At 59.1% G+C, this 24,571-nt stretch carries 21 protein-coding genes; 15 read left to right on the forward strand and 6 right to left on the reverse strand.

What is annotated here, in order from left to right:
• Positions 1-63: 63 nt before the first annotated feature.
• On the reverse strand, positions 64-2,817 hold the full coding sequence (locus tag AC3ISI_RS06860) for a response regulator (protein ID WP_489336088.1): 2,754 nt from the start codon (positions 2,815-2,817) through the stop codon (positions 64-66).
• 203 nt (positions 2,818-3,020) lie between these two features.
• Between AC3ISI_RS06860 and AC3ISI_RS06865 the strand changes: the two genes are divergently transcribed.
• From AC3ISI_RS06865 to AC3ISI_RS06900, 8 genes are all read left to right on the forward strand, one after another.
• Entirely contained in the window at positions 3,021-3,743 is a 723-nt protein-coding gene (locus AC3ISI_RS06865) for a response regulator transcription factor (protein WP_489336090.1), read from the forward strand.
• Complete coding sequence (locus AC3ISI_RS06870; RefSeq protein WP_489336091.1) at positions 3,730-5,160, forward strand: histidine kinase sensor domain-containing protein; 1,431 nt, start codon at positions 3,730-3,732, stop codon at positions 5,158-5,160. Before AC3ISI_RS06865 ends, AC3ISI_RS06870 begins: the two co-directional genes overlap by 14 nt.
• A 181-nt stretch (positions 5,161-5,341) precedes the next feature.
• Positions 5,342-6,352: a PDDEXK nuclease domain-containing protein gene (locus AC3ISI_RS06875; RefSeq protein ID WP_489336093.1), complete on the forward strand. Its 1,011-nt coding sequence runs from the start codon at positions 5,342-5,344 to the stop codon at positions 6,350-6,352.
• A 108-nt stretch (positions 6,353-6,460) separates the two neighbouring features.
• Positions 6,461-7,363 carry a cysteine synthase CysM gene (cysM, locus tag AC3ISI_RS06880; RefSeq protein WP_489336094.1) on the forward strand — a complete coding sequence of 301 codons (903 nt, stop codon included), beginning with the start codon at positions 6,461-6,463 and terminating at the stop codon, positions 7,361-7,363.
• Positions 7,363-8,715: a 23S rRNA (uracil(1939)-C(5))-methyltransferase RlmD gene (gene rlmD, locus AC3ISI_RS06885; protein ID WP_489336095.1), complete on the forward strand. Its 1,353-nt coding sequence runs from the start codon at positions 7,363-7,365 to the stop codon at positions 8,713-8,715. Before cysM ends, rlmD begins: the two co-directional genes overlap by 1 nt.
• Positions 8,716-8,838: 123 nt before the next feature.
• Positions 8,839-11,082: a GTP diphosphokinase gene (gene relA / locus AC3ISI_RS06890; RefSeq protein ID WP_489336096.1), complete on the forward strand. Its 2,244-nt coding sequence runs from the start codon at positions 8,839-8,841 to the stop codon at positions 11,080-11,082.
• A 139-nt stretch (positions 11,083-11,221) separates the two neighbouring features.
• A complete protein-coding gene (gene mazG / locus AC3ISI_RS06895) occupies positions 11,222-12,055 on the forward strand; it encodes a nucleoside triphosphate pyrophosphohydrolase (protein ID WP_489336097.1) in 834 nt (277 codons plus the stop codon).
• A gap of 28 nt (positions 12,056-12,083) precedes the next feature.
• Positions 12,084-12,626 carry a DUF2058 domain-containing protein gene (locus AC3ISI_RS06900; RefSeq protein WP_007949507.1) on the forward strand — a complete coding sequence of 181 codons (543 nt, stop codon included), beginning with the start codon at positions 12,084-12,086 and terminating at the stop codon, positions 12,624-12,626.
• 70 nt (positions 12,627-12,696) lie between these two features.
• Here the strand turns inward: AC3ISI_RS06900 and AC3ISI_RS06905 are convergent, their stop codons facing one another.
• From AC3ISI_RS06905 to AC3ISI_RS06925, 5 genes are all read right to left on the reverse strand, one after another.
• Entirely contained in the window at positions 12,697-12,876 is a 180-nt protein-coding gene (locus AC3ISI_RS06905; protein WP_489336098.1) for a hypothetical protein, read from the reverse strand.
• A 388-nt stretch (positions 12,877-13,264) separates the two neighbouring features.
• Positions 13,265-14,485, reverse strand: a complete 1,221-nt coding sequence (gene fabB / locus AC3ISI_RS06910) for a beta-ketoacyl-ACP synthase I (protein WP_489336099.1) — start codon at positions 14,483-14,485, stop codon at positions 13,265-13,267.
• 11 nt (positions 14,486-14,496) lie between these two features.
• Complete coding sequence (gene fabA, locus AC3ISI_RS06915; protein WP_223519708.1) at positions 14,497-15,012, reverse strand: 3-hydroxyacyl-[acyl-carrier-protein] dehydratase FabA; 516 nt, start codon at positions 15,010-15,012, stop codon at positions 14,497-14,499.
• Between the two features lie 247 nt (positions 15,013-15,259).
• The gene (locus AC3ISI_RS06920) at positions 15,260-17,161 is read right to left on the reverse strand and encodes an ATP-binding protein (RefSeq protein ID WP_489336101.1); all 1,902 of its coding nucleotides are present in this window, start codon (positions 17,159-17,161) and stop codon (positions 15,260-15,262) included.
• The gene (locus AC3ISI_RS06925; protein WP_489336102.1) at positions 17,158-18,090 is read right to left on the reverse strand and encodes an ABC transporter substrate-binding protein; all 933 of its coding nucleotides are present in this window, start codon (positions 18,088-18,090) and stop codon (positions 17,158-17,160) included. Before AC3ISI_RS06925 ends, AC3ISI_RS06920 begins: the two co-directional genes overlap by 4 nt.
• Positions 18,091-18,496: 406 nt before the next feature.
• Here AC3ISI_RS06925 and AC3ISI_RS06930 point away from each other — a divergent pair, with 406 nt between their 5' ends.
• From AC3ISI_RS06930 to AC3ISI_RS06960, 7 genes are all read left to right on the forward strand, one after another.
• Entirely contained in the window at positions 18,497-19,522 is a 1,026-nt protein-coding gene (locus tag AC3ISI_RS06930; RefSeq protein ID WP_489336103.1) for an NAD(P)H-dependent glycerol-3-phosphate dehydrogenase, read from the forward strand.
• A 32-nt stretch (positions 19,523-19,554) separates the two neighbouring features.
• Complete coding sequence (locus tag AC3ISI_RS06935; protein ID WP_489336104.1) at positions 19,555-19,902, forward strand: DUF4389 domain-containing protein; 348 nt, start codon at positions 19,555-19,557, stop codon at positions 19,900-19,902.
• Positions 19,899-20,351 (forward strand): phosphohistidine phosphatase SixA, encoded by a 453-nt coding sequence (sixA, locus tag AC3ISI_RS06940; RefSeq protein ID WP_489336105.1) that lies wholly within the window; start codon positions 19,899-19,901, stop codon positions 20,349-20,351. Before AC3ISI_RS06935 ends, sixA begins: the two co-directional genes overlap by 4 nt.
• Before the next feature lie 212 nt (positions 20,352-20,563).
• The gene (locus AC3ISI_RS06945) at positions 20,564-22,231 is read left to right on the forward strand and encodes an AMP-binding protein (RefSeq protein WP_489336107.1); all 1,668 of its coding nucleotides are present in this window, start codon (positions 20,564-20,566) and stop codon (positions 22,229-22,231) included.
• 32 nt (positions 22,232-22,263) lie between these two features.
• Complete coding sequence (locus tag AC3ISI_RS06950; RefSeq protein ID WP_489336108.1) at positions 22,264-22,707, forward strand: hotdog fold thioesterase; 444 nt, start codon at positions 22,264-22,266, stop codon at positions 22,705-22,707.
• Between the two features lie 173 nt (positions 22,708-22,880).
• A complete protein-coding gene (locus AC3ISI_RS06955) occupies positions 22,881-23,687 on the forward strand; it encodes an alpha/beta fold hydrolase (RefSeq protein ID WP_489336109.1) in 807 nt (268 codons plus the stop codon).
• Entirely contained in the window at positions 23,684-24,538 is an 855-nt protein-coding gene (locus tag AC3ISI_RS06960; protein WP_489336110.1) for an alpha/beta hydrolase, read from the forward strand. The genes AC3ISI_RS06955 and AC3ISI_RS06960 overlap by 4 nt, the downstream gene beginning before the upstream one ends.
• Positions 24,539-24,571 lie beyond the last annotated feature (33 nt).

Consider the following 24,571-nt stretch of genomic DNA (forward strand, 5'->3'; position numbering starts at 1 on the left):
TCGGTCATGCTTTTTGTAGGCCATGAGCTTACCGCTGATGGTGATCCGCTCTATTGCACTGCATCAAGCATTTATACGGGCATGAGCAGCCAGGCGATTGATCGCCCGTTCGAGCTCTTCCAGTGCGCCGGGTGCTTTCGGGTCCTGTTGCTTGAGCAGCGTTTCGCTGCGCTGGCAGGCGGCGCGCAGCTGCGGGACGCCGCAATAGCGGGTTGCCCCGTGCAAGCGATGGACGCGCTCGATCAATGCATTCTGGTCTTTACTTTCCCGGGCCGTGCGAATGGCCTCGCGGTCGGCTTCAAGCGAGGCCAGCAACATCGCCAGCATGTCCGCTGCCAGGTCTGCTTTGCCAGCGGCCAGACGCAAACCTTCCTCGGGGTCGAGCACCTGCAAATCGTGGCCGCCACCGTGGTTGTCGCTGGAACGTTCCGGCCCGTGGTTACGCAGGGCCAGGCCTGTCCACTTCAGCACCACCTGCGCCAATTGCCGCTCACTGATGGGTTTGGTCAAATAATCGTCCATGCCGCTTTGCAGCAGCGCACGTTTTTCATTGGCCATGGCGTGGGCGGTGAGGGCCACGATCGGCAGCGGTGTGCAATGCCGTTCACCTTCCCACTGTCGAATCGCTTCGGTACTTTGACGCCCATCCATGCCGGGCATTTGCACGTCCATCAACACCAGGTCGAAGGTTTCGTTGTGCACTGCCTTGACCGCTGCGTAACCACTTTCCACGGCCAGCACCTTGGCGCCCATGTCTTCGAGCAGGGTTTGTACCAGCAACAGATTGGCCGGGTTGTCATCGACGCAAAGCACCTTCGGCGCGCGACTGGACAGAGGTTCGCCCGGTTCGCTGCGCTGCTGGCGCGGGTTGACCAGATCGGACAAAGCCCGACGCAGTTTGCGGGTGCAGGCCGGTTTGGCCTGAAGCTGACTGTGCGGGTTAGGCACCGAGAGATGGAACAGTGTCTGTTCGGTGGTGGGACACAGCACCAGGACTTTGCAAGCCAGGTGTTCGAGGTCCCAGATGTGCTGGTTAAGACGCTCCGGCGGCATGTCGTTACTGGTGATGCCAAGCACTGCCAGATCGATGGCCTGATCGGTCTGATGCGCGCCGGTCACGCCATTAGTCAGGCTTTCCAGGGTATTGAACGGCGTTACGCTAAGGCCGCAGTCTTCCAGTTGATGCTGCAACGCCTGTCGCGCCAGTTCATGGTTTTCCAGCACCGCCACGCGGCGCCCGAGCAGAGGAGGGCCTGGCAGGTCTTCGGCGTCATCGCGGGTCTTGGGCAGACTCAAGCTGATCCAGAATTCCGAACCTTCGCCCGGTGTACTGTCGACGCCAATTTCTCCGCCCATTTGTTCAATCAGTCGCTTGGAAATCACCAACCCCAGCCCCGTGCCGCCGGGTTGCCGGGACAACGAGTTATCGGCCTGACTGAAGGCCTGGAACAGCGCACGCACGTCCTGGTTCGACAGGCCGATGCCCGTGTCCTGAATGCTGATGCGCAGTTGCACGCTGTCTTCATGCTCTTCTTCAAGCATGGCGCGGGCAACGATGGTGCCTTCGCGGGTGAATTTGATTGCGTTGCTGACCAGGTTGGTGAGGATCTGCTTGAGCCGCAGCGGGTCGCCCACTAGCGACAAGGGCGTGTCGCGATACACCAGGCTCACCAGTTCCAGCTGTTTGGCGTGGGCCGCCGGGGCGAGGATGGTCAGCGTGTCCTGCAGCAGGTCGCGCAGATTGAACGGAATATTGTCGAGCACGAGTTTGCCGGCCTCGATTTTCGAGAAGTCGAGAATTTCGTTGATGATTCCCAACAGGCTGTCGGCGGATTTTTCGATGGTGCCCAGGTAGTCGAGCTGGCGCGGTGTCAGTTCGCTTTTTTGCAGCAGGTGCGTGAAGCCGAGAATGCCGTTGAGCGGCGTGCGGATCTCATGGCTCATGTTGGCCAGGAACTCGGATTTGATCCGGCTCGCTTCCAGGGCTTCCTTACGCGCCAGGTCCAGCTCGATATTTTGGATTTCGATGGTTTCCAGATTCTGCCGCACGTCCTCAGTGGCCTGGTCGACGCTGTGCTGCAATTCTTCTCGCGCATTTTGCAGAGTGCCAGCCATGCGGTTGATGCCGGACGCCAGGTCATCCAGTTCCTGACTTCCGAGGGGCGGCAAGCGGGTTTCCAGGTGACCGTCCTTGAGTTGCGCTACCGCCAGTTTGATCTGGCTGATCGGTCGGTTGATGGTCCGCCCCATCCGCAGTGCCAGCAGCGCCGCGCCGGCCAGACCGGCGGCGATCATCAGCAGGCTGGCAAACAGGCTGCGGTAACCGCGCAGCAACATGCCGCTGTGGGACAGTTCGATTTCGACCCAGCCAAGCAGGCGGTTGGCTTCATCGGGAATCAAGTCGCCGGCCAGATTGCGGTGTTTGCCGAACACCGGCAACAGATAACGCGTCGCATCGTTGCCGCTACGACGCAGCAACTGCGAGCCATTGCCCACCGGTGCCTGATTGAGCATGGTCGGGCCGGCGTGGGCCAGCAGCGTGCGGTCGGGGGCGAGGAAGGTCACTGCGCGCACGTCGGCTGTTTCCAGCGACTGGGTGGCGATACGCTCCAGCAGGTCATTGTCCTTGCGACCCATGGCCGGGGCCACCAGCGGCGCAAGCTGTTCGGCAATCATTTCGCCGCGCTGCAGCAGCTGGGATTGCAGGTCGGATTGCTGCATCCAGGTGAAATAGCCACCCAGGATCAATGCCATCAGAGTCGTCGGCAACAAGGTCAGCAACAGCACGCGGCCTTTAATTCCCAGTTTTTTGAGCACGCAACTCTCCTGCATCCAGCGATTGATTGACCTGCGTGTACGTCCGGTAGGCGCCACCCGGGCAGTGTAACGAGTTGCAGGCAGGCAATCTTCGTAAAATTGATGTCGTCATTCGTCGGCTTTTAACTCCAGAGCAAACCTTGGGTTGCCCAGCGGCAGGCAATCTTGAATAATCGCCAACTGAGAATTATTTGCAGATACTGATGACTCCCATCCCGATTGGCCACCCCCGAATCCTTTCCATCGAAGACGACTTGGTGCTCGGTGCCTATGTGCACGAGCATTTGGGCCGTTGCGGTTTTCAGGTGACCTGGTGCCAGAACGGCCAGGAAGGCCTGGCCATCGCGCGCCAGCAAGCCTTCGATGTGGTGTTGATGGATATTCTGTTGCCGGGCCTGGACGGGCTCAATGTATTGACGCAGTTGCGCCAGAGCCATACCACGCCGGTGGTGCTGATGTCCGCTCTGGGCGCCGAAGAAGATCGCATCAGCGGCTTTCGCCTGGGGGCCGACGATTATTTGCCAAAACCGTTCAGCATGGCCGAATTGCGCGTTCGCATCGAAGCGATCCTGCGTCGTGTGGCACTCGACCGTCGTCCGGCGCCGGCACCGCTGGCCAGTGAGGCGGACAGCCTGCATTTTGACGATGAACTGTGTGAGGTTTTCTATGGCGGACACGCCGCCGGCCTGACCCGCAGCGAGTATCGATTGCTGGAAACACTCAATCGCAATGACGATGAAGTGTTGAGCAAAGCCTTCCTTTATCAGCACGTGCTGCAACGCGGTTACGCCGCCCATGACCGCAGCCTCGATATGCACATCAGCCAGATCCGTCGCAAACTCAAAGGCATCGGTTATACGGAGCGGGAAGTGCGCACGGTTTGGGGCAAGGGTTATGTATTGAGTGCGGCTGATGAAATGGTCTGACCTGCCAGGCCGGCATTCGCTGTTCTGGAAACTCGCCTGTTTGTTGGTAGCGTTTTGTCTGCTGATGATCTGGCTGAGTTGGTCCTGGGGCCGGTACATGGAACAGAAAAACCTGTTCTTGTCCGAAGAGGCCAGGCTCACGCTGACGCGCTACGCTGCCGAAGCCGAGCAAGCCTGGAATCAACGCCAACGTGTAGGTATCGATGTCTGGCTGCAGGGTATCGGCAAGCGCGAGACGTCTTGGGTCGGTGTCATCGGCGCTGATTTGCAGTCGTTGAGCAGCTATCCGCTGACGGAAAAAGAAGTCCAGCGCCTGACCTTTTTGCGCGGGCTTGATTGGCCAACGAGTCGCCATACCAGAGGCTTGCCATGGTTGCGAATTCCTTTTCCAAACGACCCGGCAGCCGGCAGCCTGGTGATCGAACTGCCCCAGCGTTTTGTTCCGGGGCAATTCCGGCTGGTCTGGCGCGTGATCACCAACGGCATCATTCCGGGCTTGTTCACCTTGCTGCTATGTGTGGGCCTGTATCGGCTGCTGGTCGTGCCGTTGAACAGTCTGCGCGAACAGGCCAACGCCTGGCGCGCGGACCACTTGAACGTGCGCTTGTCGAGCAGCACCACCAATCGTTCGGATGAACTCGGTGAGTTGGGCAGGGCTTTCGATCACATGTCCGAGCGCCTGCAAAGCACCGTGGCCTTGCAGCAACAATTGCTGCGCGACCTGTCCCACGAACTGCGCACGCCGCTGAGTCGGTTGCGGGTGGCCAGTGAAAGCGAGCAGGGGCTATCAGCGTTGCGCGAGCGTATCGGTCGGGAGGTCGATGGCATGCAGCGACTGGTGGAAGACACGCTGCAACTGGCCTGGCTCGACACCGAGCGTTCACCGTTGCCCGATGAAGCGATCCAGATTCAGGCACTGTGGGAAATGCTCACGGAAAATGCTTGCTATGAAAGTGGCTGGCCAGGAAGTCAATTGCATTGCACGGTGGATTCATCGTGCTGGGTTCGCGGCAACCTCAACACCCTGGCGCAGGCACTGGAAAACATTCTGCGTAATGCCATTCGTCATTCGCCGAAGGGCGGCGTGGTGAGTCTCGGTGGACAGCGCGATGGCGACTTCTGGCATTTATGGCTGGAAGATGAGGGCGGCGGGGTGGCTGAGGCAGAACTTGAGCGGATCTTCAGTCCTTTCATTCGGCTCGATGGCTCGCGACCGGGGGATGGCGGGTTTGGGTTGGGGTTGAGCATTGCGAGAAATGCGGTGCGGCGACAGGGTGGACAGCTTTGGGCTCAGAACACTGGGGTTGGGTTACGGCTGAATATGCGGTTGCTGGCTGATATTGATGGTGTGAGTGATGACGCCATCGTGGGCAAGCCCGCTCCCACAGTGGAGGTGTGTCGCCCACAAATGGTGTGATCACCCCGATCCCCATGTAGGAGTGAGCCTTCTCGCGATGAGGCCTTCCCAGCCACCAAAGCTGGTTTTGCCGGAGCGTTCCCGTTTATTTGTACGACCTTTCCTAAAGGGTATTGCCGACACCTCCAGCCTGACCTGACGCAATACACTCGCGTTTTTCCTCAGCCTCAAGGAGTTCGGCATGAATCCATCCAGCGTCCCCGACGACCGCTTCAATGAAGTGCTTGCACTGATTCAAAGTGCCAAACAGCAGGCCATGCAGGCGGTGAATACCCAGCTGATCGAACTGTATTGGCAGGTCGGTGCTTACATCAGTCGAAAGCTGGAAAAAGCCGAATGGGGCGATTCTGTGGTCAGTCAGTTGGCTGAGCATCTGGCCACGACCCAACCAGGGTTGCGTGGTTTTACCCGGTCGAATTTATTTCGCATGCGCCAGTTCTATGAGATTTATCACGCTGAAGAGAAAGTCGCACCACTGGTGCGACAATTGTCCTGGTCGCATAACCTGATCATTTTCAGCCAGAGTAAACGGCCAGAAGAGCGGGAGTTTTACGTCCGTTTGGCAGTTCAGGAAAAGTGGTCGAAGCGCGAACTAGAGCGTCAGTTCAAAACTGCACTGTTCGAACGAAGCGTGACCCAACCAGCAAAAATCTCGGCAGTGCTGAGACAAGCCCACCCGGCAGCGCTTGAGATATTCCGTGATGCCTACATGCTCGAATTTCTCGACCTGCCCGGCGGCCATGCCGAAACCGATCTGCACAAAGGGTTGATGGCGCGCCTCAAAGAGTTTCTGAGCGAGCTCGGACGCGATTTCTGCTTTGTCGGTTCGGAGTATCCGCTGCAAGTGGGTGGATGTGATTTTGCCCTGGATCTGCTGTTCTTCCACCGAGGCCTTAATTGTCTTGTTGCCATCGAGCTTAAGGTCGGTCGTTTTAAACCAGAATATTTGGGCAAGCTGAACTTCTATTTGGAAGCGCTGGATCGCAAGGAGCGTAAGCTCCACGAAAATCCAGCTATCGGTGTATTGCTCTGTGCCAGTAAAGAGGACGAGGTGGTCGAATACGCGCTTAACCGCAGTCTGTCGCCTGCACTGATCGCCGAGTATCAAGTCCAGCTACCGGACAAGCAGCTGTTGCAGGCCAAGCTGCACGAGTTCTACGCCTTGAACATCGCGCAAGTAGAAGAGGCCTGATCCAGCTGCTTATTCCCATAAGCCATAAGCACCACACTTTGCGTGATATGGCCTGCGAACGTTTGTCGGTATGATAGTCGCCCCCGCAGTCTGGATTGCGAATACGCCATGACCTTGCAGTACCCAACCATCGCCGATTGCGTCGGCAACACCCCGCTGGTTCGTTTGCAGCGCCTGCCCGGCGCCACCAGCAATACCCTTTTGCTCAAGCTCGAAGGGAATAACCCGGCGGGTTCGGTCAAGGACCGCCCGGCGCTGTCGATGATCACTCGCGCCGAGTTGCGCGGGCAGATCCACGCCGGCGATACGCTGATCGAAGCAACGTCCGGCAACACCGGGATTGCTTTGGCGATGGCGGCCGCGATCAAGGGTTACAAGATGATCCTGATCATGCCGGACAACTCCAGCGCCGAGCGTAAAGCCGCCATGACGGCTTATGGCGCCGAGTTGATCCTGGTCACCCAGGAAGAAGGCATGGAAGGCGCCCGCGACCTCGCTCAGCGAATGGAAGCCGAAGGCCGTGGCAAGGTGCTGGACCAGTTCGCCAACGGGGATAACCCGGAGGCGCACTACACCACCACTGGCCCGGAAATCTGGCGTCAGACCGAGGGCACCATCACCCATTTCGTCAGCTCGATGGGCACCACCGGCACCATCATGGGCGTCTCGCGCTACTTGAAAGAGCAGAACGAAGGCGTGCAAATCATCGGTCTGCAACCGATGGAAGGCTCGGCGATTCCGGGCATCCGTCGCTGGCCGCAGGAATACCTGCCGAAGATTTATCAAGCGGATCGCGTTGACCGCATCGTCGACATGGCGCAAAGCGAAGCCGAGGACGTGACCCGTCGTCTGGCCCGCGAAGAAGGCATCTTCTGTGGTGTGTCCTCGGGCGGTGCGGTGGCAGCGATGCTGCGTCTGTCCCAAGAAGTTGAAAACGCGGTGATCGTCGCGATCATCTGTGACCGTGGCGACCGTTACTTGTCGACCGGCATTTTCGACGCGCCCAACTGATGGCCAAGCACGAGAGAGGCCTGCGCTTCCAACCCACGGGCGGCAGCAAGGCCCCACAAATCCCGACCGGCAAAAAGCAGCGCTTGAGCATCGAGCGCCTGGCCAATGACGGTCGCGGTATCGCCTTTTTCGAAGGTCGCACCTGGTTTGTCATCGGCGCCCTGGCCGGTGAAGAAGTCGAAGCGCGGGTGTTGGGCGCCCATGGCAAAGTGGTCGAGGCGCGTACCGAACGCGTGTTCCAGGCCAGCGAATTGCGTCGTCCGGCACCCTGCCCGCATGCCGGTCGCTGTGGCGGTTGCAGCGTGCAGCATCTGCCTCATACCGAACAACTCGCCCTGAAACAGCGGATGCTCGCCGAGCAGCTGTCCAAGGTCGCCGGTGTCGAACCGCAAGAGTGGGCCGCGCCGTTGAGTGGTCCGGAATTCGGTTACCGCCGTCGCGCCCGGGTGGCGGTGCGTTGGGACATGAAGGCGAAAAAACTCGAAGTCGGATTCCGTGCCGCTGGCAGTCAAGACATCGTCGCGATTAACGAATGCACGGTGCTGGTACAGTCTTTGCAGCCGATCATGACCGGCTTGCCGGAGATGCTGCGTCGCTTGAGCAAACCTCAGGCGCTGGGGCATGTGGAATTATTCAGTGGTTCATCGTTGGCCGTGTTGCTGCGGCACATGTCACCGTTGTCTGAAGCCGACCTGACGATCCTCAAGGAATTCTGCGCTTTCCATGAGGCCCAATTGTGGCTACACGGAGAGGGCGAACCGCAACCGGTCGAAGCCGGCCAGTCCCTGGGATATCGCCTGGAGCAATGGGATCTGAATCTGGCCTACCGGCCGGGAGATTTTATTCAGGTCAATGCCGGGGTCAACGAAGCCATGGTTGCCCAAGCGCTCGACTGGCTCAAGCCTCAGGCGGATGAGCGGGTGCTGGATTTGTTTTGTGGTTTGGGCAACTTTGCGCTGCCGCTGGCCAAGGCCGTTCGTGAAGTGGTGGCGGTGGAAGGTGTGCAGGCCATGGTCGAGCGCGCCGCCGTTAATGCCGCTAGTAATAATCTGAATAATGCGCAGTTTTTTCAGGCCGATTTATCCCAGCCTTTGACTAACGCCGAATGGGCGCGCGAAGGCTTTTGTGCGGTACTCTTGGACCCACCGCGTGACGGTGCTTTCGAGGTGGTGCGCAATCTGGCGTCCCTGGGCGCCAAACGGTTGGTGTATGTGTCGTGCAACCCGGCAACGTTGGCGCGCGATACAGTTGAGTTGATCAAGCAGGGCTACCGGTTAAAACGTGCCGGGATTCTCGATATGTTTCCTCAAACGGCACATGTCGAGGCCATGGCGTTATTTGAAGCGAGCTAGGACGGCTCGTCTGGTCCGACTGGCCCGCCCGTGCAGCTCTCGCATCAGCCCCGTGAGGGCAATCGGGCAACGAAGGTCAGCGATTTGACGCATTGAATCTGCGTCATAGGGAAGGTAAGCAAGATGGTACAGGTGAGAGCACACCAGCCGATCAATACAGACGGCAGTATCAATCTCGAGGCATGGCTCGATCATGCGGTCAGTGTCGATCCGGCACTGGATCGCGAAGCCTTGAAGGAAGCATGCGAGTTCGCTCGTATGTCGGAACAACAGGCCAATGCGGCGAAGAATCTCTGGTCTGAAGGGAACTCGAGTTTCCGCACGGGCCTTGAGATCGCCGAGATTCTGGCCGATCTCAAACTCGATCAGGATTCACTGGTCGCCGCGATCTTGTACCGTGGCGTGCGCGAAGGTCAGATCCTGTTGCCTGCTGTCAGCCAGCGCTTCGGTCCGGTGGTGGCCAAGCTCATCGACGGCGTGCAGCGCATGGCGGCGATCAGCGACAGTCTGAGCCCGCGTAAAACCTTGGTGCTGGGCACCCAGGGCCAGGTCGAAAACCTGCGCAAAATGCTGGTGGCCATGGTCGACGACGTTCGCGTTGCGCTGATCAAACTGGCTGAGCGCACCTGCGCGATTCGTGCGGTGAAAACCGCCGACGACGAGAAGCGCAATCAGGTCGCCCGTGAAGTTTTCGACATCTACGCACCACTGGCTCACCGTCTCGGTATCGGTCATATCAAGTGGGAACTGGAGGACTTGTCCTTCCGTTACCTGGAGCCTGAGCAGTACAAGCAGATCGCCAAGTTGCTGCATGAGCGTCGCCTGGATCGCGAACGCTTCATCAGCGACGTCATGAGCCAACTGAAAAACGAATTGCAGGCCACCGGTGTCGATGCCGACATCAGTGGCCGGGCCAAACACATTTATTCGATCTGGCGCAAAATGCAGCGCAAGGGGCTGGAGTTCAGCCAGATCTACGACGTGCGCGCCGTTCGGGTGCTGGTGCCGGAAATGCGTGATTGCTACACCGCACTCGGCATTGTTCACACCTTGTGGCGGCACATCCCGAAAGAATTCGACGACTACATCGCCAACCCGAAAGAGAACGGCTACCGCTCACTGCATACGGCGGTGATTGGTCCTGAAGGCAAGGTGCTGGAAGTGCAGATCCGCACCCACGCCATGCACGAGGAAGCCGAACTGGGCGTTTGCGCGCACTGGCGCTACAAGGGCACCGACGTCAAATCCGGCTCCAACCACTACGAAGAGAAAATCTCCTGGCTGCGTCAGGTCCTCGAGTGGCACGAAGAGCTCGGCGATATCGGCGGCCTGGCGGAACAGTTGCGGGTCGATATCGAGCCGGACCGGGTCTACATCTTCACCCCGGACGGTCACGCCATCGACTTGCCCAAGGGCGCGACACCGCTGGATTTCGCGTACCGCGTGCACACCGAGATCGGTCACAACTGCCGTGGCGCGAAGATCAACGGGCGCATTGTGCCGCTCAACTACAGCCTGCAAACCGGTGAACAGGTCGAGATCATCACCAGCAAGCACGGCACCCCGAGCCGCGACTGGCTGAACCCGAACCTGGGTTACATCACCACCTCGCGGGCACGGGCGAAGATTGTCCACTGGTTCAAATTGCAGGCGCGCGATCAGAACGTCGCGGCCGGTAAAACCTTGCTTGAGCGTGAGCTCAGTCGCCTCGGCCTGCCGGCGGTGGACTTCGACAAGCTGGCCGACAAGGCCAACATGAAGACCGCCGAGGACATGTTCGCTGCGTTGGGCGCAGGTGATTTGCGCCTGGCGCAACTGGTGAACCTGGCGCAGCAACTGGTCGAGCCGGAGCGCGGCAACGAACAGTTGGAACTGATCCCGCGCAAAGCCACCGGTTACAAACCGGGCAAGCGCGGCGACATTCAGATCCAGGGCGTCGGCAACCTGATGACGCAAATGGCCGGCTGCTGCCAGCCGTTGCCGGGGGATGCCATCGTCGGTTACATCACCCAGGGTCGTGGCGTAAGCATTCACCGCCAGGACTGCGCTTCGGTGCTGCAACTGGGCGGGCGCGAGCCTGAGCGCATCATCCAGGTCAGCTGGGGCCCGGTGCCGGTGCTCACCTACCCGGTGGACATCGTCATTCGTGCCTACGACCGTTCCGGTTTGCTGCGTGACGTGTCGCAGGTGCTGCTCAACGAACGGATCAACGTGCTGGCGGTCAACACTCGCTCGAATAAAGAGGACAACACTGCGTTGATGTCCCTGACCATCGAGATTCCGGGGCTGGATGCGTTGGGGCGGTTGCTGGGGCGGATTTCCCAGTTGCCGAACATCATCGAAACCCGCCGTAACCGGACGCCTTGATGGGGCACCTTATTGCAGGCTGTGCTTTTGTAGGAGTCTGGCTTGCCAGCGAAGATGTCACCTCGGTGTTCCTGAAAAACCGAGGTGTCTGCATCGCTGGCAAGCCAGGCTCCTACAAGGATTGTGTAGAGACGGATTGATGTATTCACTTGAAGACCTGCTGCACTTGATGAACCGACTGCGCGACCCGCAGTTCGGTTGCCCGTGGGACATCAAGCAAACCTACGCCACCATCGTCCCGCACACCCTTGAGGAAGCCTACGAGGTCGCTGACGCCATCGAGCGCGGTGACTTCGATCACTTGCAGGGGGAATTGGGCGATTTGCTGTTTCAGGTGGTTTATTACAGCCAATTGGCAAGGGAAGAAGGGCGCTTCGAATTCGACGGTGTGGTCGACAGCATCACCCGCAAGTTGATCCGTCGGCATCCTCATGTGTTTCCCACCGGTGATCTGTATGCGCCTATGGACATCCCGCGCCTGAGTGAAGAGCAGGTCAAGCAGCGCTGGGAAGAGATCAAGGCCGAGGAGCGCGCCGAGAAGTCAGCGGCACCGTTGCAGTTGTCGTTGCTTGACGACGTACCGGCTGCGCTGCCAGCCTTGTCCCGTTCGGCGAAATTGCAGAAGCGCGCCGGGCAGGTCGGTTTCGACTGGCCGGATGCTTTGCCGGTGCTGGACAAGGTTCGCGAAGAGCTCGATGAAGTGCTTGAAGCCATGGCCGACAACGACTCGGCAGCGATTGCCGATGAGGTCGGTGACCTGCTGTTTTCGGTGGTCAATCTGGCGCGTCATCTCAAGGTTGATCCGGAAACCGCGCTGCGTGGCGCCAACAGCAAATTCGAAAGACGCTTCCGTTTTATCGAACAGGCATTGCGCGACACCCACCGTCCCATAGAAGATTGCACCCTCGAAGAGTTGGACGCCTTGTGGGGCGAAGCCAAACGTCAGGAAAAGAATTTGACCAGCTGCGGTTGAGCAGTTGCCTAAGTGAGAAACAAGCACCATGAGCATTTCCCTTCGCGACCAGTTGCTCAAAGCAGGGCTGGTCAACCAGAAGCAGGCCAAACAGGTCGGCAAAGAGAAGCAGAAACAACAGCGCCTGGCCCACAAGGGGCAGATCGAACTGGATGACTCGCAGCAGCGTGCAGCCCAGGAAGCCATGGCCGAGAAGGTCAAGCGCGACCAGGAGCTGAACCGTCAGCAGCAGGAAAAGGTCGAGGCCAAGGCCCGCGCCGCTCAGATCAAGCAATTGATCGAAGTCTCGCGTCTGCCCAAGCTGACCACCGAGGACTACTACAACTTCGTTGACGACAAGAAGGTCAAGCGCCTCTGCGTCAACACGTTGATGCGTAACCAGCTCAGCAATGGCTTCCTGGCCATCGTGCACCACGCCGGCGGTTATGAAGTGATCCCGCGTGAAGCGGCGCTGAAGATTCAGGAGCGCGATCCGCAGCGCATCGTGCAGATGAACGTGAAGACTGAAGAAGTGGCCGCCGAGGACGATCCGTACGCGGCCTATCAGATCCCGGACGATCTGATGTGGTAAGCCGTTAAAGGCTTCAACAACGACAAACCCCGCTCATGGCGGGGTTTGTCGTTTTCAATGCTGTAGTTGCTCAGACGCAGCGTTGCCGCTCCAGGATTTCCAGTTCGGCTTTGTAGTTGTGCGCGTCAGTCTCGGAGTGAAACATCCCCACCAACAGGTCTTGTTGATGGACATCCCAGATACGGATACCGGCGGCTACGCCCTCATGGGATTTATGTGAATCGTCGCGTTCAGTTACTTTTACAGTCATCTGCTAGCTCCAATCTCAATTACCTGCACCAAGGCGTGTGCAGATCTTTGTTATAGAGTTTGTTAGGTTGCTAAGTAAACTCACGGATCTGGAAACAGACTTTTGCAAATTTGAATAAAATCCTGCAGCCCGCCAAATCCGCGACATTCAGTCGCAGGGCATTTGGTTGCATGACAAAAGCTTCATCTTCAGGTCGCACCGCAGACCCTAGTAGGAGTGAGCCTGCTCGCGATGACTGTAGGTGAGTTACCAGTGATGTCGGCCGAAATACCGCTATCGCCAGCAGGCTCACTCCCACAGGGTCAGTGGTGTTCTCCATTATTCAGGCACAAAAAAAACGCCCCGAACCAGTCGGGGCGTTTTTTTTGTGCAGCGAAACGGTGAGGTATTACTTACCTGCCCAGCGCTTCAGTACCAGCGTGGCGTTGGTGCCACCGAAACCGAAGCTGTTGCTCATCACAGTGTTGATGGTGGCATTTTCGCGAGTCTTGGTCAGGATCGGCATGTCTGCCACTTCCGGGTCCAGTTCGTCGATGTTGGCGGAACCCGCCATGAAGTTGCCTTCCATCATCAGCATGCAGTAGATCGCTTCGTGAACGCCGGCGGCGCCCAGGGAGTGACCCGACAGGCTCTTGGTGGAGCTGATGGCCGGAGCCTTGTCGCCGAACAATTGGCGCACACCTTTCATTTCCATGACGTCGCCGACCGGAGTCGAGGTGCCGTGGGTATTCAGGTAGTCGATCGGAGCGTCAACGGTGGACATGGCCATTTGCATGCAGCGGATAGCGCCTTCGCCGCTTGGGGCGACCATGTCATAGCCGTCGGAGGTCGCGCCGTAGCCAACGATTTCCGCGTAGATCTTCGCGCCGCGAGCCAGAGCGTGCTCCAGTTCTTCGACCACGACCATGCCGCCACCGCCAGCGATGACGAAACCGTCACGCTTGGCGTCGTAGGCACGGGAAGCTTTTTCCGGGGTTTCATTGTACTGGCTGGACAGTGCGCCCATGGCGTCGAACAGGAACGACTGGCTCCAATGCTCTTCTTCACCGCCGCCGGCGAACACGATGTCCTGCTTGCCCATCTGGATCTGTTCCATGGCAGTACCGATGCAGTGGGCACTGGTGGCACAGGCAGAAGCGATGGAGTAGTTCAGGCCCTTGATCTTGAACGGGGTGGCCAGGCAAGCGGAAACGGTGCTGCTCATGGTCCGCGTTACACGGTATGGGCCAACGCGCTTCACACCTTTCTCGCGCAGGATGTCCAGCGCTTCCATCTGGTTCAGCGTGGAGGCGCCACCGGAACCGGCGATCAGGCCGGTACGCGGGTTGGAGACTTGCTCATCGGTCAGACCGGAGTCGGTGATGGCGTCTTTCATGGCCAGGTAGGCGTAAGCCGCCGCGTGGCCAACGAAGCGATAGATCTTGCGATCGATCAGCTCTTCGAGGGGAAGGTCGATGGAGCCGGAAACCTGGCTACGCAGACCCATTTCGGCATATTCCGGGTTGAACCGGATGCCAGGGCGGCTTGCACGCAGGTTAGCGGAGACGGTCTCTTTGTCATTGCCCAGGCACGAAACGATGCCCAGACCAGTGATAACGACGCGGCGCATGCGGATAACCCTTAGAAGTTGTCAGTGGAGGTGAAAACGCCGACCCGAAGGCCTTCGGCGGTGTAGATCTCGCGGCCGTCGACGCTGACCGAACCGTCGGCAATGGCCAGGTTCAGTTTGCCTTTCAACACGCGCTTGATCTGAATGTTATAGGTGACTTTTTGGGCGGTCGGCAGGACCTGGCCGAAGAATTTCACTTCGCCCGAACCCAGCGCACGGCCGCGGCCCGGCAGGCCTTGCCAGCCGAGGAAGAAGCCGACCAGTTGCCACATGGCGTCAAGGCCCAGGCAGCCCGGCATCACCGGATCACCTTCGAAGTGGCAGGCGAAAAACCACAGGTCCGGAGTGATATCCAGCTCGGCGACCAATTCACCTTTGCCGTACTTGCCACCCTCGGCACTGATATGGGTGATGCGATCCACCATCAGCATGTTCGGGGCGGGCAGTTGTGCGTTACCTGGGCCGAACAGCTCACCGCGACTGCAGCGCAGCAGGTCTTCCCGAGTAAAGGCGTTTTGTTGGGTCATGCGAGCTCCTCAATAGTCCCATGCGGCAGGGTGGGGCAAATCTCCCGGCCGATCGAAGCGTTCATGCCTCGAGTCAGCAGCCTACTCATAGACTATTGCGTTGTGGTGAAAGTCACAGCACCAAGGACATGAATGTACACTTGTGCACTGAAATTATTATTCAAGCCCCTTTTCGGGCCTGTTCGGGTGCCTAAGACTGCCGCACTTTCGCCTTTCACGCCAGTCGCAGATGGTCGAAAGGCCTGTACTACTGCACCCAGCGCTGCAGAATTTGCTGCAAATCAGTCCGTTTGAAGGGCTTGGCCAGATAATCGTTCATGCCTGCCGACAAGCAGGACTCGCGGTCGCCCTGCAAGGCATTGGCGGTCAAAGCGATGATCGGCAAGTCCGCGCATCCGGGCAGCTGGCGGATCTGTCGAGTCGCCTCGTAGCCGTCGACGATCGGCAGTCGGCAGTCCATCAGAATCGCTTCAAAAATAAGGCTCTCGGCGCTGCGCACGGCTTGCGCTCCGTCGATCGCGACGCTGACAGTAAAGCCCAGGCTGCGCAACATTGCTTCGATGACGGTCTGATTGACCAGGTTGTCCTCGACCAGCAGAACATTGCGACCTGCACCATTATCGTTACCCGTCTGTGTCCGGGCTGTCAGTACCGGCAGCGACTGCTTATAGAGCGCCAGCGGGATTTCCAGGGTAAACACCGAGCCTTGGCCTTCTTCGCTTTGCGCCCGCAAGGTGCCGCCCATGCGCTCAGCCAGGGTGCGGGCGATCGGCAAGCCCAGACCGGTGCCACCGTAGCGCCTTGAAATAGAGCTGTCGGCCTGCTGGAAGGCATTGAACATCAAATCCAGGCTTTCAGCCGGAATACCGATGCCGCTGTCGCGCACCGTGCAGGTAAACCACAGCAGTTCGTGATCCAGTGATTGCCACTGCGGCTCAATGCTGACGCAGCCCTGCTCGGTGAACTTCAATGCGTTGCCAACCAGATTGACCAGAATCTGCCGGATCCGTGTCGGATCGCCCTGAACCTGAAGGGCGCGCATGTCTTCGGGGATCAGTAACTGCAAATCAAGCTCGCGCTGCGACGCGCTGTGTTGGAACGATTGGGCGCAACTGCTGATCAGGTCCGCGAGGTTGAACGGGATGTGCTCCAGTTCCAGCTCCGAACGCTCGATGCGCGAGAAGTCGAGAATGTCGTTAATGACCTTGAGTAAGTGTTCGGTGGACTCCGAGGCCAGCGCTGCGTATTCGATCTGCTCCTCGGTCATGTCGGTGGTTTCCAGCAACTGCAGCATGCCGAGCACGCCATTCATCGGCGTGCGCAGTTCATGGCTCATCATCGCCAGGAAGTCGGATTTGGCATTGTTGGCCTTTTCTGCCTCCTCGCGCGTCTGGATCAATTGCGCCATCGCCTGATGCTGTTCGCGACTGGCTTGTTCGAGGCCGGCGGCGAGGTTGTTGATATGCTGCGACAGTGCACCGAGCTCGGTGTCGTCAACAATCGGCAGGGGTGTTTTGTAATCGCCGTCCTGAATCGCCTTCACCGCGTTGCCAATATCGCGGATCGGTTGCGACAGGCTGCCCGCCAGTCGCCGGGCCACCAAAAAGGTAAACAGCAGGGCGAACAGCGCAAGGATGGCGGCTTTCAAGAGGATTTCCTGCTGACGCTGGTTGAAGGCGTCATTCGACAGTCCGACGATCACCCGTCCCAGATAGTCCTCGCTGGGGCCAATGCTGGCGGTTTTGGGGCCCTGCAGGAAATCATTGTTGAGCGCTATCCGCTGCAGCCGCACTGGCGCCTGGAACACTTCGACCTGCTGCGAACGCCTGTAGGTTTCCGACGGATGCTCGACATACACCAAGATCCGATTGGCGTTGTCTTGAACCTCCAGAAAGCGCACGTTCGGCGTGGCGAGTGTTGCCTTGAGCAAATTTTCAAGCACCTCGTTGTTACCCGAAATCACCCCGTATTCGGTGGCGGGTGCCAATTGGTTGGCGATCAATTGCCCGGTGCGGTTGAGCTCCTGACGCAGGTCCTGGATCCGCACGAAGGTGAAGAAGCTGATCAGCAGCAACGTCAACAGCAGGGCAGGGCCAAGGCTGATCATCTGGGTGCGGGTGCTGATATCCCAGGGGCGTCGGTAGGTCATGGCAGGCTTTTTCCTTCAGCCAATTGGGTGGCAACAGCTGCTTCATTTATCGGTTCGATACCTAATGAGCGAGCCACCTGCGGATTACTTGATACTTTGAAGTGTTGCGGATAGAGCGCACGTGGCCAACTCGGCGCCGGTAAATCGAGCAATTCGTCGAGCACCTGCAGCCAGTCGCTCTGATCGCTGTAAGTGCTGGCCAGGCTGCCCGCCTTGACGAAAGCGGCGTTGGGGCCGATCAATGCGAGCTGCCGGGAATAGCTGCTCAACAGCAGGTTTTTTGCGGTTTTCGGGTTGTAGAGGTCAGGATCGTCGAGGCCCAGCAGCACGTCGCAATTTTTCAGCAAGGTTTGCAAGGGGCGGCTGTCTTGGGTGTTATCCCAGCGCTCGGTGACCACTTCAAGCTCAAGTCCAAGGGCGGCCAGGCGCAACTCTTTCACCAGGAATTCGCTGTGATTGTCGTATAGCGCACCGACGCGCTGCGCTTGGGGCAGGATGAGTCGGGTCAGGCGCAATTGCCGGTCCAGCGGTGGATCGCTCCAAAGCAGGCTGAGGTGGGGTGGAACGTTAACACCGAAACGTTGCTGGGCTTGCAAGCGGCTGATACGCAGCACCAGCGTCGCCGGACCTTGGGTCTCTTGCTCGCGCCAGTCGAGACTGGGCAGGTCAAGCAGGATAAGGCGGGTGGCGGCGGGCAGTTTACCTGGCGATGGAAGGCTCGCCAGTGGCTGGAAACGCACACTGTCGGCAGGGCGCATGTCGCTTAGCGCGCGGACGAAGGATTGCACGCCGGGATTGTCTTCGGCACCGGTCAACAGAATGTCGGCGGCCTGTGTCGCCAGGGCGAAGAGCAGGCAGCCAGCCACCAGGCACAGCCGGGCCAGCAGGCGCCACAGTGGCGGCGATTTCCGTGCCAGACGAGGCCGCATTTAAAACTCGCAGACTGTCGGACAGGCTGAGGGTGTCTTGCACTTCCATGTCATCGCGCGATTTTCGGGAGCTCTGATCGATGTCGCCACACCGTTCGCTGATGTGGCGCGAGATTCATTGTCGAGAAACAAGTCGTCGGCAAGCATGGACGGGCTGAAGATCAGCGCCATCACCAGCGGCGAGCGGGGTGAAGGAGAACCAAACGACACGTCATACCCTTGAACGTGATGAGCTGGTGCGCATGTTAACCGAGCTCGTTGACTTTTCCATTCACGATGCCGGCATTTTCCTAGGATTTATTGGTCTTCTTCTTACAGGTGTTGGTAATTGAAGCGGGGGCTGGCCGCCACGGGGCCGCTCCGTATAATGCCGAGATCGCCACTGGTATGGATTAACGGATTGCATATGACTGAACAGCGCCCAATTGCGGTCCTGGGAGGCGGAAGTTTTGGCACCGCCGTGGCTAATTTGCTGGCCGAGAACGGGCATCAGGTCCGGCAGTGGATGCGTGACCCTGAACAGGCCGAGGCCATTCGGGTCCATCGCGAGAACCCGCGTTACCTCAAAGGCATCAAGATTCTTCCGGCAGTAGAACCGGTGACGGACCTGCACGCCACGCTGGAAGCCTGCGACCTGTGTTTCGTCGCACTGCCCTCCAGTGCATTGCGTTCGGTATTGGTCCCGCACACCGAACTGTTGAGCGGCAAACTGCTGGTCAGCCTGACCAAAGGCATCGAAGCACACACATTTAAGTTGATGAGCGAGATCCTCGAGGAAATCGCCCCGAAAGCGCGCATCGGCGTGCTGTCCGGACCGAACCTGGCCCGTGAAATCGCCGAACACGCGCTGACCGCCACCGTGGTCGCCAGTGAAGACGAAGAGCTGTGCCAACGGGTACAGGAAGCGCTGCATGGCCGGACCTTTCGCGTGTACGCCAGCGCCGACCGGTTTGGCGTCGAGTTGGGCGGGGCGCTGAAAAATGTTTACGCGATCATTGCCGGCATGGCAGTGGCGCTGGGCATGGGTGAAAACACCAAGAGCATGCTGATCACCCGGGCGCTGGCAGAAATGACCCGTTTTGCGGTGAATCAGGGTGCCAACCCGATGACCTTTCTCGGTCTTGCCGGTGTAGGCGATTTGATCGTCACCTGCTCGTCACCGAAAAGCCGCAACTACCAGGTCGGATTCGCCCTGGGCCAGGGCCTGAGTCTGGAAGACGCGGTCACCCGTCTGGGCGAAGTGGCCGAAGGTGTGAACACGCTGAAAGTGCTCAAGGCCAAGGCTCAGGAGGTTGGCGTCTACATGCCGCTGGTCGCCGGGCTGCACGCGATCCTGTTCGAAGGGCGCACGCTTGATCAGGTGATAGAGCTGTTGATGCGCGGCGAACCGAAAACCGACGTCGACTTTATTTCAACCAGCGGTTTCAACTAAGTACGCTTTACAAAAAAGCAGGGGAGCGCGACATGACCGATCCGAAATTAGATACCAAGTACGAATCCATTCTGCTGCGGGTGCTGTGGATGGTCGTCTTCCTGTTGGTCTGGCAAGTGGCGCAGTTCATCCTTGGCGCATTGGTGCTGGTGCAACTGATCTATCGTTTGTTCTATGGCGCCCCGAGCGCCAGCCTGATGAACTTCGGTGACAGCCTGAGCCAGTTCCTGGCGCAGATCGGGCGTTTCGCCAGCTTTCACAGCGACCAGAAACCCTGGCCGTTCGCCGACTGGCCGACGCCGCGGACACCGGAAGGTGAAGCGCCACATGTCGTGGCGCCCGCGCCGCATCCGGCCCGAGATGAGGAACCCAAGCTATGAAACTCTGGGTATTGCGTCATGGGGAGGCTGAACCGTATGGCTCGCGTCCCGATTCGGAACGAGCACTGACCCCTCATGGTTGCGAAGAAGTGCTGCGCAGTGCTGCGCATTTGATTGGTCAGCCAATTACCGCGATCTACGCCAGCCCTTACCTGCGTGCGCAGCAAACTGCGCAGTTGGTGCGTGAAGCCCTCGGATTCGAACCGGAGATCCGCACGGTCGAATGGCTGACCCCGGAAACTGACCCGGATAAGGTGGCCGAGCAACTCGTGTCAGTGAGCAATGTCCTGTTGGTCAGTCATAACCCGCTGGTGGGAAACCTGCTGAGCTACCTGCAACACGGCGCCGGGCATCCGCCGGAAAAAGTCTCCACCGCAGGGCTGGCGGAGATCAAGGGTGATGAGTTGCTGATCGGGTCGATGAAGCTCAAGGGCATCAAACACCCATAACCACTTTGTTTTGGCTTTTGCAGGAGCCGGCTTGCCGGCGAAGATTTCCATGCGGTGTGCCAGACACACTGCCTTCGCCGCGATGCGGCGACCCGACAAGCCAGCTCCTACCGGGTGCGGCGGTGTTGCTGATTTTTGTGTGAAATAGTCAACCAAGCAACTGCTTGGTTGACTACGCTTGCTCCAGAACAAAAAAATCAGGAGCGAGTCGCATGTCTGCTGCTTTTCGTTTGCCGCTGGATGTCTTCTACGAGCGCGAGGCCCGTCATCCACGCCAGCGTTTTCTGGTCCAGCCCACGGGCGGCGGGCAGGTCGAGATTCTGTCCTGGGCCGACGTCGGCCATCAGGCGCGTTGCGCCGCGCATTGGCTGCGGGCGCGTGATTTGCCGCAAGGCAGCCATATCGCTCTGATCTCGAAAAACTGTGCCCACTGGATCATCGCCGACCTGGCGATCTGGATGGCCGGGCATGTCTCTGTGCCGTTGTACCCCAATCTGACCGCCGAGTCGGTGGCCCAGGTGCTCGACCACTCCGAAGCGGCGCTGGCGTTTATCGGCAAACTCGATGACTGGCCGAGCATGTCCCATGGTGTCAGCCCTGACTTGCCGACGATCAGTCTGCCGCTGCATCCGCCGGGCCGTTTCGATTTCAGTTGGGCCGATTTGCAGCGCAGCTCGCCCATCCAGGATGACCCCAAACCCAGCGCCGAGCAGTTGGCGACCATTATTTACACATCCGGTACCACCGGGCTGCCAAAAGGCGTGATGCACAGCTTTGGCAATCTGGGATTTGCTACTACGCACGGTACGCAGTTGTTTGGCCTCAACGAGTCGGATCGACTGCTGTCCTATTTGCCGCTGTGTCACGTTGCCGAGCGGATGTTCGTTGAGATGGCATCGATTTACACCGGGCAAACTGTGTTCTTTGCCGAAAGCCTCGACACCTTCCTGACGGATTTAAAGCGCGCACGGCCCACTGCCTTGTTCGGGGTGCCACGGATCTGGAGCAAATTCCAGATGGGTGTATACAACAAGATCCCGGCAAAACGCCTCGATTTTCTGCTTGGCCTGCCCTTCGTTGGTAAGCGGATCGGGCATAAAGTCCTTGCCGGTCTGGGGTTGGACGCATTGCGCGTCGCCTTGTCCGGCGCGGCGCCCGTGCCACACACCTTGCTGCTGTGGTACCGCAAGCTGGGGCTGGATGTGCTTGAGGTCTACGGCATGACCGAGAGCTGCGGCTACTCCCACATTTGCCGCCCCGGCGAGCACAAACCCGGCTGGATCGGCAGGCCTTGCCCGGAGGTTGAAGTGCGGATCGACGAGTCGGGCGAGGTCATGGTGCGCAGTGGCGCGACCATGCTCGGCTACTTTAAGGAACCGCAGAAAACCGCTGAAACCATTACCGAAGACAGCTTCCTGCGCACCGGCGACAAGGGCGAGCAGGACGCTGAAGGCAACCTGCGCCTGACCGGGCGGCTGAAAGAAATCTTCAAGACCAGCAAGGGTAAATACGTGGCGCCGGCACCGATCGAAAATCGTCTGGCGGTGCATTCCCGAATCGAGCAAGTGTGCGTGGTCGGTGATGGTTTGAGTGCGCCGCTGGGGCTGTGTGTGTTGTCAGCGGTCGGGCAGCAAGACGCCAGCGGGATGGCGAGGGCGGGGCTGCATTCAAGCCTCGAAAAACTGCTGGATGAGGTCAATGGCGTCCTCGACAAACATGAGCGTTTGCGGCGTCTGGTGGTGGTCAAGGACAGCTGGGCCGTGGAAAACGGTTTCCTGACGCCGACCCTGAAGATCAAGCGCAACGTGATCGAAGCGGCCTACGGAGCCCGCTTCGAAGAATGGAGCGAGCGCAGCGAGGCGGTGTTGTGGCAGGATTGAGCGACGAACGACACCCACAAAGGAAAGTTGCGATGAGTCTGTGGCGTACCACTCCGAACATTGAGCAGTTGAACGCAATCCAGAAAAACACCATCGGCGAAGTGCTGGATATTCGCTTCGAAGCGTTCGACGAAGAGTCCCTGACCGCAAGCATGGTCGTTGACCACCGCACTCACCAGCCATACGGCCTGCTGCATGGCGGTGCCTCGGTGGTGCTGGCCGAATCGGTCGGCTCAATGGCCAGCTACCTGTGCATCGACGCCAGCAAGTTTTACTGCGTGGGGCTGGAAGTCAACGCCAACCATTTACGCGGACTGCGCAGTGGGCGAGTGACTGCCGTGGCCAAGCCGATCCACATTGGCCGTACGACGCACGTTTGGGATATTCGCTTGAGCAGCGATGAAGGCAAGGCCAGTTGCGTGTCGCGGTTGACCATGGCGGTTGTGCCGTTGGGCGAGAACCCGCCAGTGCGCTGAAGTCCCGGGCAATCTGCTTGGCCTTTTGTGGCGAGAGAGCAAGCTCGCTCGCCACAATGGCTCCACTCCATAGGCTTGACCGGACTGTCATCATTCCTGTCACTTACAGTCATTGCTGTCAGTCGTCGTCTTACGGACAATCAACGCCTGTTCTCGCTCATGGATTTACCGGTATGTCGCAACAGATATTTTTCGCCCACGCCAATGGCTTTCCTTCAGGGACCTACGGCAAGTTGTTTGCGGCGTTGGCGCCCGAGTATCAGGTGACCCATCTGGAGCAGCACGCTCATGATCCGCGTTTTCCGGCGGACGACAATTGGTACAACCTGGTGGATGAGCTGATCCATCACCTCAAGCAACAAGCGGAACCGGTGTGGGGTGTCGGCCATTCTTTTGGTGGCTTGCTGCATTTGCACGCGGCGCTGCGTTGCCCTGAGTTGTATCGCGGCGTGGTGATGCTCGACTCTCCGGTCCTGACCCTGACCGATCGATGGGTCATCCGCGCCGCCAAGCGTTTCGGTTTTATCGACCGTTTGACCCCGGCCGGCCGCACCCTGGGGCGCCGGGAAGAGTTCGCTGACATCGAAAGCGCCCGCCGCTATTTCGCGGGCAAAACCCTGTTCCGCAGTTTTGATCCGGAATGCTTTGATGCCTACCTGCAACATGGTTTGCACAAGGTCGGGGACAAACTGCGCCTGCGTTTCAATCCCGCTACGGAAATCAGCATTTACCGTGGCGTGCCCCACACCAGCCCCGGTCGCACGCGTCAGCTGAAAGTGCCGCTTGCGGTGGTGCGCGGGCACAAGAGCCGCGTGGTGATGCGTCATCATGCGAGCTCCGTCGGACGCATGCCGCTGGGTGAATCCCTGACCGTGCCCGGTGGCCACATGTTTCCTCTTGAACGTCCACACGACACGGCTACGCTGCTGAAAAACCTGTTCAGCCGGTGGGACGGTCGCAGCCAACAGGATTGCGCATGAGCCATGCCGTCGAAGAAGTCCGCCTGAGCCTGCCACACATCGAGTTGGCGGCGCACCTGTTTGGTCCTGAAGACGGCCTTCCTGTGATTGCACTGCATGGCTGGCTGGACAATGCCAACAGCTTTGCCCGCCTGGCGCCCAAGCTCAAAGGCCTGCGTATCATCGCCCTGGACATGGCCGGTCACGGTCATTCCGGGCATCGCCCGCCCGGTGCCGGATACGCGATGTGGGATTACGCTCATGACGTGCTGCAAGTTGCCGAACAGCTTGGTCTGAAGAAATTTGCGCTGATGGGACACTCCATGGGGGCGATCGCTTCTCTGATCATTGCCGGGTCGATGCCGGAGCGCGTCACCCACCTGGCCCTGATCGACGGCATCATTCCTCCTACAGACAAAGGCGAAAATGCTGCCGAGCGCATGGGCATGGCCCTGCAAGCGCAGTTGGATCTGCGGGACAAACACAAACCGGTCTACGCCACCCTGGACCGCGCCATTGAAGCGCGTATGAAGGGTTTGGTGGCCGTCAGTCGCGAAGCGGCCGAGCTGCTCGCACAGCGTGGCTTGATGCCGGTACCGGGCGGTTACACCTGGCGTACCGACAACCGGCTGACACTGCCATCGCCGTTGCGTATGACCTCCGAACAGGCGATGGCGTTTGTCCAGCGGATCAGTTGTCCTGCCAAATTGGTGGTTGCGGCGCAAGGCATGCTCGCCAAACATCCTGAGTTGCTGGAGCGTCTACCCTTTAGCCGTGAACAGCTGCCAGGCGGTCATCATTTGCACCTGAATGACGAACCCGGTGCCGACCTTGTCGCAGACTGTTTCAATCGGTTCTTCGCCGTTCCTTGACTTGCGCCCGGCAACTGTCGAGGCTGGGCGGGT

This window comes from Pseudomonas sp. GL_139_B, from assembly GCF_057834475.1.

Bases quoted from the DNA above. Each gene is read 5' to 3' on its own strand.
- AC3ISI_RS06925 (WP_489336102.1), bottom strand. From the start codon at position 18,090: ATGCGGCCTCGTCTGGCACGGAAATCGCCGCCACTGTGGCGCCTGCTG.
- AC3ISI_RS06900 (WP_007949507.1), top strand. From the start codon at position 12,084: ATGAGCATTTCCCTTCGCGACCAGTTGCTCAAAGCAGGGCTGGTCAAC.
- AC3ISI_RS06920 (WP_489336101.1), bottom strand. From the start codon at position 17,161: ATGACCTACCGACGCCCCTGGGATATCAGCACCCGCACCCAGATGATC.
- AC3ISI_RS06930 (WP_489336103.1), top strand. From the start codon at position 18,497: ATGACTGAACAGCGCCCAATTGCGGTCCTGGGAGGCGGAAGTTTTGGC.
- AC3ISI_RS06905 (WP_489336098.1), bottom strand. From the start codon at position 12,876: ATGACTGTAAAAGTAACTGAACGCGACGATTCACATAAATCCCATGAG.
- AC3ISI_RS06945 (WP_489336107.1), top strand. From the start codon at position 20,564: ATGTCTGCTGCTTTTCGTTTGCCGCTGGATGTCTTCTACGAGCGCGAG.
- AC3ISI_RS06870 (WP_489336091.1), top strand. From the start codon at position 3,730: ATGAAATGGTCTGACCTGCCAGGCCGGCATTCGCTGTTCTGGAAACTC.
- AC3ISI_RS06875 (WP_489336093.1), top strand. From the start codon at position 5,342: ATGAATCCATCCAGCGTCCCCGACGACCGCTTCAATGAAGTGCTTGCA.
- AC3ISI_RS06960 (WP_489336110.1), top strand. From the start codon at position 23,684: ATGAGCCATGCCGTCGAAGAAGTCCGCCTGAGCCTGCCACACATCGAG.
- fabA (WP_223519708.1), bottom strand. From the start codon at position 15,012: ATGACCCAACAAAACGCCTTTACTCGGGAAGACCTGCTGCGCTGCAGT.
- rlmD (WP_489336095.1), top strand. From the start codon at position 7,363: ATGGCCAAGCACGAGAGAGGCCTGCGCTTCCAACCCACGGGCGGCAGC.
- relA (WP_489336096.1), top strand. From the start codon at position 8,839: ATGGTACAGGTGAGAGCACACCAGCCGATCAATACAGACGGCAGTATC.
- AC3ISI_RS06865 (WP_489336090.1), top strand. From the start codon at position 3,021: ATGACTCCCATCCCGATTGGCCACCCCCGAATCCTTTCCATCGAAGAC.
- AC3ISI_RS06935 (WP_489336104.1), top strand. From the start codon at position 19,555: ATGACCGATCCGAAATTAGATACCAAGTACGAATCCATTCTGCTGCGG.
- mazG (WP_489336097.1), top strand. From the start codon at position 11,222: ATGTATTCACTTGAAGACCTGCTGCACTTGATGAACCGACTGCGCGAC.
- fabB (WP_489336099.1), bottom strand. From the start codon at position 14,485: ATGCGCCGCGTCGTTATCACTGGTCTGGGCATCGTTTCGTGCCTGGGC.
- AC3ISI_RS06955 (WP_489336109.1), top strand. From the start codon at position 22,881: ATGTCGCAACAGATATTTTTCGCCCACGCCAATGGCTTTCCTTCAGGG.
- cysM (WP_489336094.1), top strand. From the start codon at position 6,461: ATGACCTTGCAGTACCCAACCATCGCCGATTGCGTCGGCAACACCCCG.
- AC3ISI_RS06950 (WP_489336108.1), top strand. From the start codon at position 22,264: ATGAGTCTGTGGCGTACCACTCCGAACATTGAGCAGTTGAACGCAATC.
- sixA (WP_489336105.1), top strand. From the start codon at position 19,899: ATGAAACTCTGGGTATTGCGTCATGGGGAGGCTGAACCGTATGGCTCG.